Below are 15,594 nucleotides of genomic sequence, written 5' to 3'. Positions count from 1 at the left end.
ATTTTGTATTGCCGGATGACCCGAAGCCCGGCTTCCACCGCCTTCCTCCGCCCTTTCCGCTACGCTCCAAGGACGGAGGAAGGCGGTGGAGGAGTTGCACTTCTAACTTGACGGTGGGAATAACCGGGAAAGCAAAAGGATAAACGATTTTTTTGTACTTTCGGTCAAAATTGACAAGAAAGAACAACGATGTGTGCAACTAAAATCAATAAACAATGAAGAAAATATATCCGAAAGAATGGTTAAAATTGCATCTTTATCAAATTGTGGACGAAGTAGACCGCTATTACACCGATGTAGCCAATCAGATTTACCAAGTACTGAACACGCCTTTAGCAGACGGAATGTTTGAGGAGAAGGATGCCCGCTATTTTAGCCTTTGCCTGACAGCCTGGTTTGAGGATGTCATCAGCCAAGTAGGAATTTGGACTACTTTTACAGCAGCGTGTAAGAAACGTTACGGGAACTGGCTTCCCTTTTATCCGCTGGATGAAAATTATTACCCCGATGAAATTAATGTAGAAGACATACGCTTTCTGTTATGGCATCATATACAGTTCTCTTCCCGAGATGAAGGACGTATTATTAATCCCGAAAATCCAGTGATAGAACTTTTCGCGAATGAACTTTACTGCATATTGGATGAGATTTATGAAACAGCACCCGAAAATGAACGGCTTTGGCAATTTATGCATCCCGAGGGAAAAGGAGGATGGGACAGTTTCGAGAAGTATCGTTTAGTATTGCAATGGTTTCATTATGACTCTTATTTCAATATCGAAAACCAAAAGCAATATGAGGATGAATTAGAAGAAACAACAAGCGATTTAAGCGAGGATTGGCAAGGGAAGAAGAACTTGCTCGTATATAACACCTATACAGCCTTGATGTTGCAAGGGCGCAGAGACCTTTTATCCTTGACATCTTGCGAATGGCTGGCATTGTGGGCTGAACAGAACAACGGTCCGCAAGAATGGCGTTCGACAAAGGAGTATATAGAAAGTTTCTTCTTGCTTACAGGGGAAGATGACGGTTTCTTGTATTTACAGGACTTATGCGGTAAGGATGAAGTGTATCGAGTTACTAAGGATTCTTTCGACTTGAGTTCTATCAAAGACAGGCAAGTGGGTGAATCAGTTGCTCTCTGCACCTTGCTGCATTATGGAAAAGTGTGGAATCAAATAGGTATAATGAGTCTGTTGCCGTCATTGAATAATGACATAAAGCAAGCTGTAGAAAGCCTGCGTGACAAAAAAGAACATCGGAACGAAAAGGCTGTGTATGAAGACTTCATACGGGCAACCGGCGGAAAGCTTTTTTATTTCTGCAAATCCCGGCAGGAAATGATTGACTTCCTGACTCATGAGATGAAATACCGTACGGCTGAAGGATTGAAGTTGCCTCCAATAAGAGCAAAGCATGGATTGATCTTGATGGCAAGTCCTCGAACCGGACTGTACATACAAACCCAGTTATGCGAATGTGTCAAGTCGCCCGACAATCCGTTTTACGATGCAAAAGCCGCTGCTCAAAAAGCGCTTTCTTTCTTACTTAGCCCGGACGTGATTCCATACGACTTGAGTTGCATGTTGCAAGACAGGGGCATGCTACCGGATGCGATGCTGAACAGTTTAAAAGGGGAAGAGTACGGACGGAAATTCTTACAACAAAACGCGCACTTTCTGACAGATTATTTCTTCCACCGTTGTCGGGAGAAAGATTATGATGCATAATTTAAGCATTCTATTCACCACAGAGGACGCAGAGGCACACAGAGTATTTAAATTTTTCTCTGTGGTACTCTGTGCCCTCTGTAGTGAATAATGCTATTTCTATATCTTACTTCAGCGGATTCCAGCCTTGGGCTTTCAGTTCCAGCTCGGTGCCGTCGCGCGTAAGCAAGGCACAGCCTAAGTCGGGCTTGGTGATGTAGCCAATGACTTTCACATCCTTTATCTGCTCTACTTGCTCGTGTGCCGTGAGGGGGACGGTGAAGAGCAGTTCGTAGTCTTCGCCTCCGTTGAGGGCACAGGTCGAAAGGTTCATGTTGAATTCTTCCGCCATGACGGCGGTCTGGTAATCTATCGGGATGCGCTCCTCGTAAACTCGGCATCCTACCTTGCTTTGCGTACAGATATGCAACAATTCAGAAGAAAGTCCGTCGGAAATGTCCATCATTGCCGTGGGCTTGATTCCGGCTTTCGCCAGGCTTTCGATGATGTCGCGCCGTGCTTCCGGTTTCAGGATGCGTTCCAGCAGGTATTCTTTTCCGGCAAAGTCGGGCTGCACGTCCTTCTCTCCTTGGAATACCGCTTTCTCACGTTCCAATAACTGAAGTCCCATGTAAGCGGCTCCCAAGTCACCCGATACGCAAATCAGGTCGGTTTCTTTCGCACCGTTGCGATAAACCACACAGTCCTTGTCCGCTTCCCCAATGCAGGTAATGGAAATGGCAAGGCCTGTTACGGAGGAAGTGGTGTCTCCGCCTACGATGTCCACGTGATGCTGCCGGCACGCCAGTTTCACTCCCTCGTAGAAATCATCCAAGTCTTCGATGCAGAAGCGTTTCGATACGGCAAGCGATACGGTGATTTGCTTGGGTGTCCCGTTCATGGCATAGATATCCGAGAAGTTCACCATGGCCGACTTGTACCCCAAGTGTTTCAGCGGAGTATATACTAGGTCGAAATGTACGCCTTCCATCAGCAGGTCGGTAGTAACCAATACCTGTTTATCCGGATAGGAGAGTACGGCGGCGTCATCGCCTACGCCGTACACCGACTCCTTGTTCTCCAATTTAATGTCTTCCGTCAGACGCTTGATTAAGCCAAATTCGCCGAGCGTCGCTATTTCGGTTCTGTTCCCTTCGTGCATGGCTTACGCTCTGTTTATCAGTTCTCTCATAATAGTGGTCATGCGCGGCTGTGCGGCATCGGCTGCCTTTTGCACTTCTTCGTGCGATACTTCCACGATTTTACCTTCTACGCCTAAGTCGGTGATGACCGATACACCAAACACCTTAATGCCGCAATGGTTTGCCACGATGACCTCGGGCACGGTGGACATACCTACCGCATCACCGCCCAAGATATGAAACATCTTGTATTCTGCCGGCGTTTCGAATGTCGGGCCTTGTGTGCCTACGTATACGCCTTGCTGTACCTTGATGCCTTTTTCCTTGGCGATTTCCAATGCCTTGGCGATTAATTCTTTCGAATAAGCCTCGCTCATGTCCGGGAAGCGGGGACCGTAATCGATGTTCTTTCCACGCAACGGATGTTCGGGGAAAAGGTTGATGTGGTCGGTGATAATCATCAGGTCGCCTATCTCGAAATCAGGGTTCATGCCTCCGGCAGCATTCGACACAAAAAGCGTCTTAATGCCCAATTCACGCATTACCCGCACCGGGAAGGTCACTTGTTGCATCGAATAGCCTTCGTAGAAGTGGAAACGCCCTTGCATCGCCAGGATGTCTTTCCCACCCAACTTGCCGAATATCAGCTTACCGCTATGTCCTTCTACGGTTGAAAGGGGAAAGTTGGGGATATCTTTGTAACTTATTTCATATTTATCGGTTATCTCATGTACTAAACTTCCCAAACCGGTTCCCAAGATAATGGCGGTTTCAGGATGAGTCTGCATTTTAGCCTTCAGAAAGGCTGCTGTTTCTTGTATTTTTTCTAACATATTCTATGATGTTTTGGTTGAACATTTCTTTTTCTTCTTCATCGAGGAACTCTACCGTAATAGGCAGCACATATATATAAGGTATCAGGTCCTTGTCCATATCAGGGTGTCCGATGAGCCTGGCTGCATCTTTTTCGGTCGTGACGATGAACCGCTTTTTTTCCGGCAATTTCCCGAATCTGTCTTTGATGCATTGTATATCGGAAGCATCGAAGGCGTGATGGTCGGGAAAAGTAAGCGGAACGATATGCGGACTGTATTCCGACAGTTTTTTTATGAGAGGGGCAGGCGAAGCGATACCCGTAAGGAGCAAGATGTACTCATCCGTCCGGACGCTTTCAAGGTTACGTTCGGGTGCCTCTACAAACAAAGGCTGGAGTTTCCCGTATGCCAAGGTCGAGAAAAACAACTCTTGTCGGGGGAGTGGCGCCAGTTCTTTCCGTATGGCATTCCGGATATCTGTATCCAGACCGGGCGGACACTTGGTGACTATCAGAATGTCTGCCCGTACTTTCCCGCTTACCGGTTCGCGCAAACGCCCGGCAGGGAGTAAAGCATCGCGCGTAATCAGGCGATGATAATCGATAAGCAGAATGGTGACGCCTGCATTCACATACCGATGCTGGAAAGCATCATCTAAGAGGATAACCCGTGTACCGGGTGCCGTATGTCCATCAGTCAGCAGGCGGATTCCATGACACCGGTCGTGGTCTACCGCTACGTAGATGTCCGGAAACTTGTGCAACATCTGGTAAGGTTCATCACCTATCTCCTCAATGGGCGTTTCCGGATTCCCTAACACAAATCCTTTCGATTTTCGTTTGTATCCCCGGCTCAATACAGCTACTTGCCATTCCCTGTGCAACAAGCGTATCAGGTATTCAGTGTGTGGGGTTTTGCCTGTGCCTCCCACCGTGAGGTTCCCGATGCAGATAACCGGTACGGAAAACGTGTGCGAATGCAGCACGCCTCTATTGAATAAGGAGTTGCGCAAACGCACTCCCACTCCGTATAGCCAAGCTAGGGGCAGCAGGCTGCGGTATATCTGTATGTCGTTCGGCTTGTTATGCATATTTTTAGTTGACTAATGTGAATCAGGAGTTAGAAGCTGTTTTGAATTTCTCCAAAAAGTTTTTCTTGGCTTGATGTATCCGTTTTCGTGTGTGCTTTGGGCGATTTTTTGGTCCTTTTCGCTCCTGTTCTTCGTCAGATAGCCCGCTATCTTCCTCATCACAGAAGCAAAAATGCCTCAAAAACTCATCCCAAATCATCGCACGATAAATTCAAAACAGCTTCTTAAACGTAGTTATGTTTCACAGGAGTTATCACTTCGTTCAGGAGTTAAAAGCAATAGCCTTGCTTCTGAAAGTGGTGCAAAAGGTATGGGTTTCTAACTCCCAGCCTGCCAAGCGGGCGATAACTACCTATAACTCCCTTTTAACTCCTGATTGGCATGACTAATTAATTGTCAATATAAAAGGCATGCGTGCCTGGATGTGGTCTGCATTCTTGAGGTTCTTCACAAAACGGAACGGTTCGTACCATTCGCCCAATTGCTCTTTCAGTCCGGCGGACAGATAGTGGTCTGTTGTCGAATTGAGCAGGCTAAGGAAGAATTCCTCTTGTTTGGGATAGTCCATTACGGTGTATTCCGTTATCTCTGCACGCTCGGCTGCAATGGCGATGGCACGGTCAATACCGCCCAGTTCGTCTACCAGCTTCAGGTCTTTTGCCATTTCGCCTGTCCATACACGGCCTTCGGCTATTTTCTTGATGTCTTCTACCGGCATCTTGCGTCCGTCGGCGCATCGTTTGGTAAAGAGCTCATAGCCTTTGTTCACCATTCCCTGTACCAGATTTTTTTCTTCTTCGGTAAACGGACGGCTGATATCGCCCAGGTCGGCAAGCCGGTTGGATTTCACTACATCAAAATGGATGCCCAATTTGTCGTTCAGTAACTTTTGGGCATTAGGTATTACTCCAAAGATACCGATAGAGCCGGTCAGTGTAGTAGGTTGGGCTACAATCCAGTCGGCTGCACACGAGATGTAATAACCGCCCGAAGCCGCATAGTCGCCCATTGACACAATGACCGGTTTCTTTTCTTTCAGCAAGGACACCTCACGCCATATCTGTTCCGAACCGTATGCGCTTCCGCCCGGTGAATTGACACGCAATACTACGGCTTTCACGTTTTCGTCTTCGCGCAGTCGGCGCAGATCGTTTATCATCTGTTCTGAGTTGATACCTTCGTCCGAAGCCAGTGCGCCGTCACCTATCTCGCCGGCAGCATAATATACCGCCAGAATGTTTCCACTCTTGTCTTTCGGTATGTTGCGCTGTACATTCACCATATCTTCTACGTAAAGGGTGTTCAGGTTGTCGTCCTCATCAGTCCCGGTCAGTTGTTTCAGATAGGCAAGCATTCCGTCCTTGTACAGCAGTGTGTCTGCCAGTCCTGTCTGGATGTACGCTTCGGCAGGCTGGAAATCCATGTTTCGGTCGGCAAGTGCATTGAGTGTATCGGCAGGGATGCCGCGCGATTCGGATACATTTTTCACCATCTGTCCCCAGATAGAGTTGACGAATGCCTGTGTCTGCTCGCGGTTTGCCGGACTCATTTCGGTGGATGTGTAAGGTTCTACCGCCGATTTGTAAGTTCCTACACGAAAGATTTGCATCTCTACGCCCACTTTGTCAAGCAAGTCTTTCAGGAACATTGATTGTGCAGCCAGTCCGTGCCAGGCAAGGCTGCCTTGCGGATTTACAGCCACTTTGTCTGCTACGCTTGCCAGGTAATATGTGCTTTGGCTGTAGTTGCCTCCGTATGCCACGACAAATTTTCCACTTTCCTTAAAGTCGAGCAGGGCATTACGTATTTCCTGAAGCGAGGCACTTGGGCAGACAAAGGCTTCGGCATTGAGGCAGATACCTTTTATCTTTTCGTGTTCTTTTGCTTTGTGGATGGAATTGAGAATGTCGTTCAGTCCATAGGTCGTAAACTTGTCACCTAAGAGCTGGTTCATAGGATTCGATTGGCTGCGTTCGGCCACATTTCCACTGAGGTTGATTACGAATACCGAATTGTCTTTCACCGTGGTTTCTGTTCCCGATGATGCCACCATGCCGGCAATGCTTGCAATGCCGATAATGGTAAAGATGGCCCCCACGATACACAGACCGATAACGGTAGCCAGCAAGTACTTTAAGAAATCTTTCATTGTCGTAATGTATTTGGTTTTGTTTCTTTTGCACAAAGATAACGATTTCTGGATATTTTGCAAACCGATTTTGTCCTGTATATACTTTGCACGGAATAAAATTGTGCATTTAGTGTAACGTAACTATTTTACCACAGCGGACACAGGGTATCACAGGGAAAAATTTAAAAGCCTCTGTGTCTGCTGTGGTGAAAAAATGCACAAACTTGTACCGCGCATGACATACATTACAGGCAAGAATACGACAGAAGAAAACATCGGCACCGCATGGCGTTTGCAGCAAACGACAAGTCTCGTGTGCGTGAAACAATTCCCTGCATAATTTTCCCTAAAACTCTTGACAACCGCCTTCCCAGATAGTATCTTTGTAAGACGCAGCCGCTTGCGGAAGTCCGCGGATATAGGTGCGCCGGCAAACGCATATAGGTGCATCCGGTGTAAGATTATTAATCTTCCGCTTGTAAGATTAATAATCTTGCAGCCTGAAGATTAATAATCTTACACCGGACGAAGCCATCTGCGTTGGGAGAAGAAGATAATAACAACAACCTTTTAAATAATCTGAATATGATAAAGTACAGCTTAGTAATGCGCGGCGAACCCCGTCACCCGGAACGTCCGAAGCGGGCTTTCGCCTCGGCACAGTGTATCAAAACCCTCTCGCTGGAAGAAGTGGCACGGCACATCAGAGCCCACGGGTGCGCTTACAGCACGGGAGACTTCATCGCCATTACGAAGATGCTGGCGGAAGCTACCGCAAAGTTGCTGAAGGAAGGCTATCAGGTGGAACTGGATGACCTGGGCAAGTTTTACATTACCTTGGGATGCGAAGGAGCCGAAAGCATGGAAGCGTTCCAGCCCGACCGGCACATCAAAGAGGTGCGGGTAAACTGGGCGCCGGGAGAAGCCTTCGGTAACATGCGCGAAGGAGTAAACTTCGAAGAAAGCCTGAAACGGCACACGGAACGGAAGCTGCTGCGTGCCGAGCGGAACGGCGACAGCATACTGGAACTGTAATAGAAACTGTTTATACCCATCAGAAGTAAAAAGTTCAAAATGTCAGCAGATAAAAGGAGTTAGAAGGAGTTATGCCTTCGGCAGGAGTTAAATGCCGATAGCAAAGAAGCATTGGCTTTTAACTCCTTGCCGGCTTGTCTGATGGCAGCTTGTAGCAGGGAAGCGGCATTTTACAGTTTTATCTGTGTCCGATATTCAGACGGTGTGCGCCTGATGATTTTCTCAAATTGGGCAATGAAATGGGTGACGCTGTTATATCCTGATTCGTAGGCTATTTGCGAAATGTTCATAGTTGAATAAGCCAGCAATTTGCATGCGTGTTCAATCCGTATCTCTGCCAGACATCGGAAAATGCTTTTGTCCGTGCGTTGTTTGAAATACCGGCACAATGCCGTAGGGTTCTGGTTGACATACTCCGCTATTTCCTCCAAAGTCACTTTTTCCTTGAAGTGGTTATACAGATAGGCATATACCTTATTGACGGGTTCTTTCATGTCGGGGACAGGATTCGCCTGATTGTATGCTGTACTGGAGAGCAATTTGAAATGCTGGCAATCATGCAGCTTTTCGAGCATGCGCAACAGGCAGACCATACGCGAGGTGTATTCGGAAGAATCGAAAGCCCGTACCATCTCCATCATTTCATCAAACAGACTTTCATCGTAGAAGCGGATTCCATATTGGCTTTTCTGCAGCAAATCGTAGATGAGGCGGTAATCCGGAATGTCTTTCATATTGTCGGGAAACATATCCGGCCTGAACTGTATGGCTTCTCCGGCACTCCATTCACCTTCCGGATGACTTGCTGATGTGGAATGCAGCTTGGTATGGCACAGGTGGAGATGAGGCACATTGCTTCCGATGAGGGCGATGTCTCCGGCTTTGTATTCGGATACACCTTCACCGACAAACTGTTTCCCGCTGCCTTGGGTGAACAGCATGATTTCGTACTCCACATGTTTGTGCAAGGGAAGCACAAAACGGGGGTAGGAAATATGGCTGCATACCGTCGCCATGTTATGTACAATCTTACGTTCTAATACGGGCATACTTTCATTTTTATCCGGATGCAAATATAATGGATAATACTGCAAATATAATGGAATCCCGTCTTCTTTATTGCTGTTATTTTTGCAATGTCAAATGAAAGGAAGATGCACAACAAAAAACATTACTGATTATGGAATATCGCAGACTGAACGGTTCGGGACTTTTTGTCCCGGCATTGACTTTGGGAACAGGAACCTTCGGCGGCTCTCATGGCTTCGAGGGCTGGGGACATACGGGAGTAGCGGAAGCCACCCGCATGGTGGATATGTGTCTGGAAGCCGGACTGAACATGTTTGATACGGCAGATATGTATTCGCGCGGACTTGCCGAGGAAATATTGGGGAAGGCCATTGCCGGAAAGCGGAACAGGCTGCTCATTGCTACCAAGGGGACATTTCCCATGGGCGAAAGCCGCAACGAGGAAGGGGCTTCGCGCTTCCATCTGATAGAGGCATGCGAGGCGAGCCTGCGCCGTCTGGGTACCGACCATATCGACCTGTACTACATCCACGGTTTCGATGCCAATACACCTGTAGAGGAGACGCTCCGGGCTTTGGATGACCTGGTGACGAGCGGCAAGATACGCTACATAGGCTGTTCCAACTTCTCCGGCTGGCAACTGATGAAATCGCTTTCGGTATCCGAGCGGCGCGGATGGAGCCGGTATGTGGCGCATCAGGTATATTACTCGCTGCTGAACCGTGATTTTGAATGGGAACTGATGCCGCTCGGCATAGACCAGCAGGTAGGCAGCATCATCTGGAGTCCGTTGGCTGCCGGACGTTTGGGAGGGCGCTACCGCCGGAACAACCCCATGCCGCAAGACGGAAGAGTGGCACGCGGAGGCGCACCCGTAAGGGATAACGTAGTGGCTTACGAGCGTCTGTATAATATAATAGATGTGTTGGATGAAGTGGCTGCGGAAACGGGAAAGGCTGTGGCACAAGTGGCATTAAACTGGTTGTTGCAACGTCCTACGGTGTGCAGCCTTGTCATCGGAGCCAGTTCAGAAGAACAACTCCGGCAGAACTTGGGGGCAGTAGACTGGAAGCTTACGGCAGAACAGATGCAACGCCTCGATGCAGCCAGCAAGACGGAGAAGCCTTATCCTTACTGGCACCAAGACGAACGGCCTGAACTTTCCTCCCAACTGTTTTAACACGGACTGTCATGAAATTAAAACTCATATTCATTCTGCTGCTTTGCGGATGGCTGTTCATTCCGGCAAGCGCACAAAATCTACAAAATATGTACACTTATAAGCAAATAGGCAACAAATATGTTGTCAGTATCCAAAATCGTGCGGAAATCGTCAAAGCCCTGAACGCTTTCTGCGAAGAACGGGGCATCCAGTCGGGAACCATTTACGGGATAGGGGCGATAGATGAATTAATCCTTCGCTTTTTCAATCCCCAGACCAAGCAATACGTGGACAAGACCTATCAAGAGCAGATGGAGATTGCCAACCTGACAGGAAACATCTCCCAAATGGACGGGAAGACCTATCTCCATTTGCACATCACCGTGGGACGCAGCGATTATTCCGCTTTGGCAGGACATCTGCTTGCCGCTACGCTGAACGGAGCCGGAGAGTTTGTGGTGGAAGATTTCGGAACCCCCGTCACCCGCGTTTATGTCCCGGAAATAGGATTGAACTGCTATAAATTGGACGAATAAAGCTTATGAAAACAAGATTGTTTTATGCTATTCTGGTTGCGTTCGGCATCTGCCTGCAAGGTTGCACCACCTCGTATGCGAAAGACAGAGAAGATGCGAAAGAAACTCCCGCAGGAGAACGGTTGGAGATTTCTTTCCGCTTCCAGCGTGGCGGCATTGCTTCCAGCCAATATGCCATTTGGATAGAAGACGAAACGGGCAAGTTGGTACGTACCTTGTATGTTACGTCTTTTACAGCAAAAGGAGGATATGAATACCGGAAAGATGCCGTTCCCACATGGGTTGCCAAAGCTGATCCGAAAAATAGGATATCCGACAATATTGATGCTTTCACTGGTGCCACTCCTCGGAACGGGACGTTACATTATGTGTGGGATGGTAAAAACAATGAAGGTATGCCTGTACCCAAAGGGACGTATATGGTTTTTATAGAAGGCACGCTGTATTGGGAGAGCAGGGTTGTTTTCTCCGCTAAATTGCATTGGGGAAGTTGCGAAGAGGAATCAGTTCTTGTATCTTCCCGATATTATGGAGCTCCTTCAGTGAATAAAGACATGATAACAGATTTGAAAGTCTTTCATATGGCAAAGTGAATTTTGTGTCTGTTGTTCATGCAGTTGGAAAGACATCGGAAACAGGAGAAAAACAAATCCGCCGGCTTCCTTGCTCACGCAAGCTTGCCGGCGGCATTTGAAATCTAAGAGAGTTTATAGATCAATGCTGTATTTAGTTGACTAGGTAACTAGGTACTAGTTGACTAAGTCTGTAGATACTAAGGTGTTTAGAACCTAGTTCCTAGTACCTAGTCACCTAGTGCCTATGAATTTATTCTGTCTTCAGGTTTTCCACCGGATTCTCTCGTGTGGCTTTCAGGCTGATGAGGTATACCGAAACCAGTGAGATGAGGGCTACCACGATGATGGAAGCTATCGGAACCCACCAGGGGAAGGTGCTGTCGAAGGTCACAATCTTATCTATCTGGTGTATGCCGAACACCATCAGCGGGACGGCTATCACCAAACTGATACTTAGGGAACCGAGCGAGAACTTCATCAGCCTCTCTTGCTCGCCCAACGAACTGGAGCCGAATACCTTGCGGATTGCCATATCCCGCTTGCGCTGGGCGATGAAGTACAGGCTCATGGCGGTCAGTCCCAACAGGGAGATGAGCAGGGCGGCACCGGTAAAGATAAGCATCAGGCGGTTCATGCGGCTGAAGTCGGCGTAAAGGTCACGAAGCTGGTCGCCGTACCATGCCGACTCGAAGGAGAAATCCTTGGCGGCTATCTTGAAAAGCTGGTCCAGCTGTTTCTTGTAAGCGTTCAAGTCGCCGTCTTGCACCTCTACCGATATGTTCCACGGATAGATGCTGTCGGGGTGCTCTATCTGTATCTGGAGCGGATGGATATCGTGGTCTATCAGGCTCCGGCTGATAACAAAGTCCTTGAACACGCCGGCTATCTGGGTGCGCCCGTAATTGTTGCTTGTAAAATAGTCCGTAGCCCCGATGTTTGCCAACGACTTCATCGCCCGTTCGCTCATCAAGAAATTGTTGCCTCCCATTGGCGCGTGGCGGTCTTCGGTTATCTGTATATGGTAGATGTCGAGGAACGCCGAGTCGACGATAAAGGTCTGGAAGCTCATCGTCAAGGTGCTGTCCGCCGAAGGAATGTAGGTGGTATTGTTGTTCCCTCCGTCTAAGGGGATGCCGCATGAGAAAGAAACCTGTTTCACGAAGGGCAGCTTCTTCGCTTCGGTTCGGAAGAGTTGCAGGTTCTTTTGAGAGCCGTAGGACGGATAAGTCAGCACGTTGCCGTATTCGTAGCCCAACGGGGCGTGCACGATGCGGTATATCTGCACGGAGAGATAGGCGGAGCAGGTGAGCAGGGCGATGGTCAGCCCGCACTGTACGATGTTGAGCACCCGCAGGTAGACGGCTTTCGTCTTGCGCCGGAACGTGCCTTTTACTACGTCCATGGGGTTGTAGTTGGAAAGTATCGTAGCCGGAATAAAGCCCGAAAGCAAGGTCAGTGCCGCGATGAACAGGATATAAACGATAACGGTTGCGGCATTGAGGTCGCCCGTGATGTCAAGCTTGGCACGGAGCAGGTCGATGGCTACAGGTTCGGCGGCTTTGGCAAGGAGGAAGCCTACGATGAACGAGACCAGTGTGAGCAGGAACGATTCGGTTATCATCCGCCAGAAAATATTCTGTTTCGACGAACCGAGCAGGCGGCGTGTAGCCATCTCCTTGGCACGGTAGCTGGTCTGCGCCACGCTCATGCTGATATAGTTCAGCACCGCCATCAGCAGGATAAGCACGCCCACGGTAATGAAAATCACTACCAGCTTGAAGTCGTACTGGTTGAGGTAGACGGTGGCAGGAGTTTCGGAAAAGTAGAATTTGTGCCAAGGGATGAATTGGGCTTTCCGGAAAGTGTCGCCGCTGTCTCTGAACAGCCAGTAAAACTCTTTCAAGAATGCCGCTACGTCATCGGCTTTCCGGTTCAGGTCGGCGCCAGGAACCATACGGAAGAAGAGGGTGCTTCCTGCCGCATTGTTCATCTCGGTACATTCCATCGAACAACTCCATTGGATGTATTTCATGTTCTCGAACGGGATGAAGATGTCGATGTCCGAAGGGATGATAGAGTTGTCAATGTCCTTGACGATGCCCGTCACGGTAAATATCCCGTTGTTGCAAGGAATGATTTTCAGGGTCTTGCCCACGGCGTGCTCGGTGCCGAACAGGCGGAGAGCGGCGGAGCGGGTAAGCACCACGCTGTTGTCATCGGTAAGCAGTTGTTCGCGGTTCCCTTCCAGCAAGGGGAAGCGGAAGAACTCGAAGAAGTTTTTCTTCACGCTGGCGCCTAATACCTGCACCGGCTTGTCGTCCGGTTGCACATACGGGTTTGATACTTTGATGGCGCACCAGTCCTCTATCTCGGGATAGCGGCTTTTCAGGCGGTCGCCCAAGTTGTAATGCCCTCCTGCCCAATGTTCGTTGGCAAACACATAGATGCGGTCGGCATCGGGCAGGTCTTTGTCCACGGTGAGCTGGCGTGTCACCATGTTGGCGATAAGGAGCACGAACATCAGCGAGATGCTCAGTCCCGCCACATTGACGAATGTAAAGAGCTTGTTGCGCTCCAAGAAGGTGAAATAGGTTTTCATGTGGTCATTTACTATTTAGTCATTTACTATTTAGTCATTTACTATTTACAATTTATAGTTTCTTGTAGGGGCGGGGTTTGCCCGCCCGTATGCGTTCACGTGGATGTATTCGGGCAGGCTAACCCTGCCCCTACAAGTTTTATTCCGTCTTGATGCTGTTCGCGGGATTCTCGTTGGCGTTCTTCCAGCTCTGTACCGTGACCGTTATCATGGTGATGGCGGTGACGAGGAGGAAGGAGGCGAGGAAAATCCAGGCGCGGATGGGTGTGCGTTCGGCGAATCCTTCCAGCCAGTGGTGTCCTATCCACCAGCCGAAGGGAGCCGCTACGACGAAGCATCCTATCAGTATATACAGGTACCGCTTGTTGAACATGCGGAGTATTTCGCCCGTGGTGCTGCCGAAGATTTTTCGGATGCCTATCTCCTTGCGGCGGTATTCGCTCTCGAACATGGTGAGTCCGAACACGCCTATCATGCTGATGACGATGGCGAGGAGGGAGAAGAGCAGAATCTGGCGAGTGAATCGCAGTTCGTTGCGGTAGGCATTGTCGAGCACCTGGTCCATGAAGCGGAAGTTGAAGTCGTGTCCCGGCGTAAACTTCTCCATCGCTTTCTGCAACGAATGGATAACGGCTACCTTGTCTGTGCCGGCGGAGACGCGGACGTTGACGTAGTTTTCCCAACGTCCCCAGTCGGCATAGTCTTTCCCGTAGATGAAGAACGCCATTGGCTGGCTGTTGTCATCGTTGCGGAACGTGCTGTACTTGATGTTCTCACAGAAGCCCACAATGGGATAATCGCCGTCTGTGGCAAGTTGGTCCACCGCCATCCACGGGTATTTCTTCCGTGCAGCCTCGTTGAAGATATATACATCGCCGTCGCCTGCCTTGAAGTCACGTCCTTCAGTAACGTGGATGCCCATCACTTTCAGATAACGGTAATCCACCGGAAGTACGTCGAACTGAATGTGCTTGTCGTCGCTTCCGCGTCCCCAGCCCATGTAAGAATCATTCGAACTTAAAACAAATTGCGAGAACGCTACGCCTTCTACGCCCGATATGCGCGATAGCTCACCGACTACTGCTTCCCGCTGCTGGATAGCATCCCACGACATGTTGCCCACCACGATGGCATCCTTGTCGTAACCGTAATCGGTCGTGCGGATGTAGCGGCTCTGTGCATACATGATGCCGATGGCGATAATCAGCATGAACGCCACGAAGAACTGGAAGCATACCAACACCGTGCGCAGCTTCCGCCCTTTTGGCGAGAGGCCGAACGAGCCTTTCAGTGCCAGCGCGGGCGGGAACGAGGTGACGTAATAAGACGGATACAGCCCTGCCAGCACGCCCATCAGCACGCTGATGCAGAAGGTGGAGGCAAGCAGCAGCGGATGTGCCGTCAGGTCGAGGCTTGCCGTCACCAAGTCTTGCAAGCCCGAGCCGCGCAACGCCAACAGCAGGAGCAACGACACGCCGAAAGCAATGACGCTGACCAGCACCGATTCCAGCACCAGCCCCGTGCGGAGCGAACCCACGGTGGCTCCCAGCACTTTCTGCGTATTGATGCTCTTGACGCGCATCGGGCTTTCCGCCAGCGTGAAGTTCATGAAGTTGATAGCGGCGATGATGACGATGAGGAACGACACGCACAGCAAGAGATAGACTGTGGTACGGCCGCTGGCACTCTTGTTGTCTACTTTCGAGAAATGCGTGTCGGCTATCGGCGTAAAGCGGAGGAACGAGGATATTTTATTGTTTTCTATTGA

13 protein-coding genes are annotated in these 15,594 nt (G+C 49.3%); 5 read left to right on the top strand and 8 right to left on the bottom strand.

Annotated elements, in window-relative coordinates; all coding sequences use genetic code 11:
* Positions 1-215: 215 nt before the first annotated feature.
* Complete coding sequence (locus B5F25_RS19235) at positions 216-1,733, top strand: DUF3843 family protein (protein ID WP_087251513.1); 1,518 nt, start codon at positions 216-218, stop codon at positions 1,731-1,733.
* A gap of 106 nt (positions 1,734-1,839) precedes the next feature.
* Here B5F25_RS19235 and thiL read toward each other — a convergent pair whose 3' ends face one another.
* The 5 genes from thiL to sppA form a co-directional block, all read right to left on the bottom strand.
* Positions 1,840-2,874, bottom strand: coding sequence for a thiamine-phosphate kinase (gene thiL, locus B5F25_RS19230; RefSeq protein WP_087251512.1), 1,035 nt, complete (start codon positions 2,872-2,874; stop codon positions 1,840-1,842).
* A 3-nt stretch (positions 2,875-2,877) separates the two neighbouring features.
* Positions 2,878-3,687, bottom strand: coding sequence for a purine-nucleoside phosphorylase (locus B5F25_RS19225; RefSeq protein WP_022041274.1), 810 nt, complete (start codon positions 3,685-3,687; stop codon positions 2,878-2,880).
* Positions 3,644-4,759 carry a tetraacyldisaccharide 4'-kinase gene (lpxK, locus tag B5F25_RS19220; protein ID WP_087251511.1) on the bottom strand — a complete coding sequence of 372 codons (1,116 nt, stop codon included), beginning with the start codon at positions 4,757-4,759 and terminating at the stop codon, positions 3,644-3,646. The genes B5F25_RS19225 and lpxK overlap by 44 nt, the downstream gene beginning before the upstream one ends.
* Before the next feature lie 22 nt (positions 4,760-4,781).
* A complete protein-coding gene (locus B5F25_RS22015; RefSeq protein ID WP_158098017.1) occupies positions 4,782-4,958 on the bottom strand; it encodes a hypothetical protein in 177 nt (58 codons plus the stop codon).
* A gap of 186 nt (positions 4,959-5,144) precedes the next feature.
* On the bottom strand, positions 5,145-6,908 hold the full coding sequence (gene sppA, locus B5F25_RS19215; protein ID WP_087251510.1) for a signal peptide peptidase SppA: 1,764 nt from the start codon (positions 6,906-6,908) through the stop codon (positions 5,145-5,147).
* A 567-nt stretch (positions 6,909-7,475) separates the two neighbouring features.
* On the opposite strand from sppA, the gene B5F25_RS19210 reads away from it, so the two are divergent.
* A complete protein-coding gene (locus B5F25_RS19210; RefSeq protein ID WP_022041278.1) occupies positions 7,476-7,925 on the top strand; it encodes a hypothetical protein in 450 nt (149 codons plus the stop codon).
* 170 nt (positions 7,926-8,095) lie between these two features.
* Here B5F25_RS19210 and B5F25_RS19205 read toward each other — a convergent pair whose 3' ends face one another.
* Positions 8,096-8,974, bottom strand: a complete 879-nt coding sequence (locus tag B5F25_RS19205; RefSeq protein ID WP_087251509.1) for an AraC family transcriptional regulator — start codon at positions 8,972-8,974, stop codon at positions 8,096-8,098.
* 131 nt (positions 8,975-9,105) lie between these two features.
* Between B5F25_RS19205 and B5F25_RS19200 the strand changes: the two genes are divergently transcribed.
* From B5F25_RS19200 to B5F25_RS19190, 3 genes are read left to right on the top strand one after another with little or no spacing between them, the layout of a single operon-like run.
* Entirely contained in the window at positions 9,106-10,134 is a 1,029-nt protein-coding gene (locus tag B5F25_RS19200; protein WP_087251508.1) for an aldo/keto reductase, read from the top strand.
* A gap of 11 nt (positions 10,135-10,145) precedes the next feature.
* Entirely contained in the window at positions 10,146-10,652 is a 507-nt protein-coding gene (locus B5F25_RS19195; protein WP_087251507.1) for a PPC domain-containing DNA-binding protein, read from the top strand.
* 5 nt (positions 10,653-10,657) lie between these two features.
* Positions 10,658-11,245, top strand: a complete 588-nt coding sequence (locus B5F25_RS19190; RefSeq protein ID WP_087251506.1) for a DUF2271 domain-containing protein — start codon at positions 10,658-10,660, stop codon at positions 11,243-11,245.
* Positions 11,246-11,477: 232 nt separating this feature from the next.
* On the opposite strand, the gene B5F25_RS19185 is transcribed toward B5F25_RS19190, so the two are convergent.
* Complete coding sequence (locus tag B5F25_RS19185) at positions 11,478-13,826, bottom strand: ABC transporter permease (protein WP_087251505.1); 2,349 nt, start codon at positions 13,824-13,826, stop codon at positions 11,478-11,480.
* Positions 13,827-13,965: 139 nt separating this feature from the next.
* On the bottom strand, positions 13,966-15,594 hold a 1,629-nt coding region (locus B5F25_RS19180), incomplete at its 5' end, for an FtsX-like permease family protein (RefSeq protein WP_140406986.1).

Source organism: Bacteroides sp. An19 (assembly GCF_002160215.1).
Classification (GTDB): Bacteria; Bacteroidota; Bacteroidia; order Bacteroidales; family Bacteroidaceae; genus Phocaeicola; species Phocaeicola intestinalis.
The sequence above is the reverse complement of the archived record's forward strand: the minus strand, read 5'-3'. Positions and strand labels throughout refer to the sequence as shown.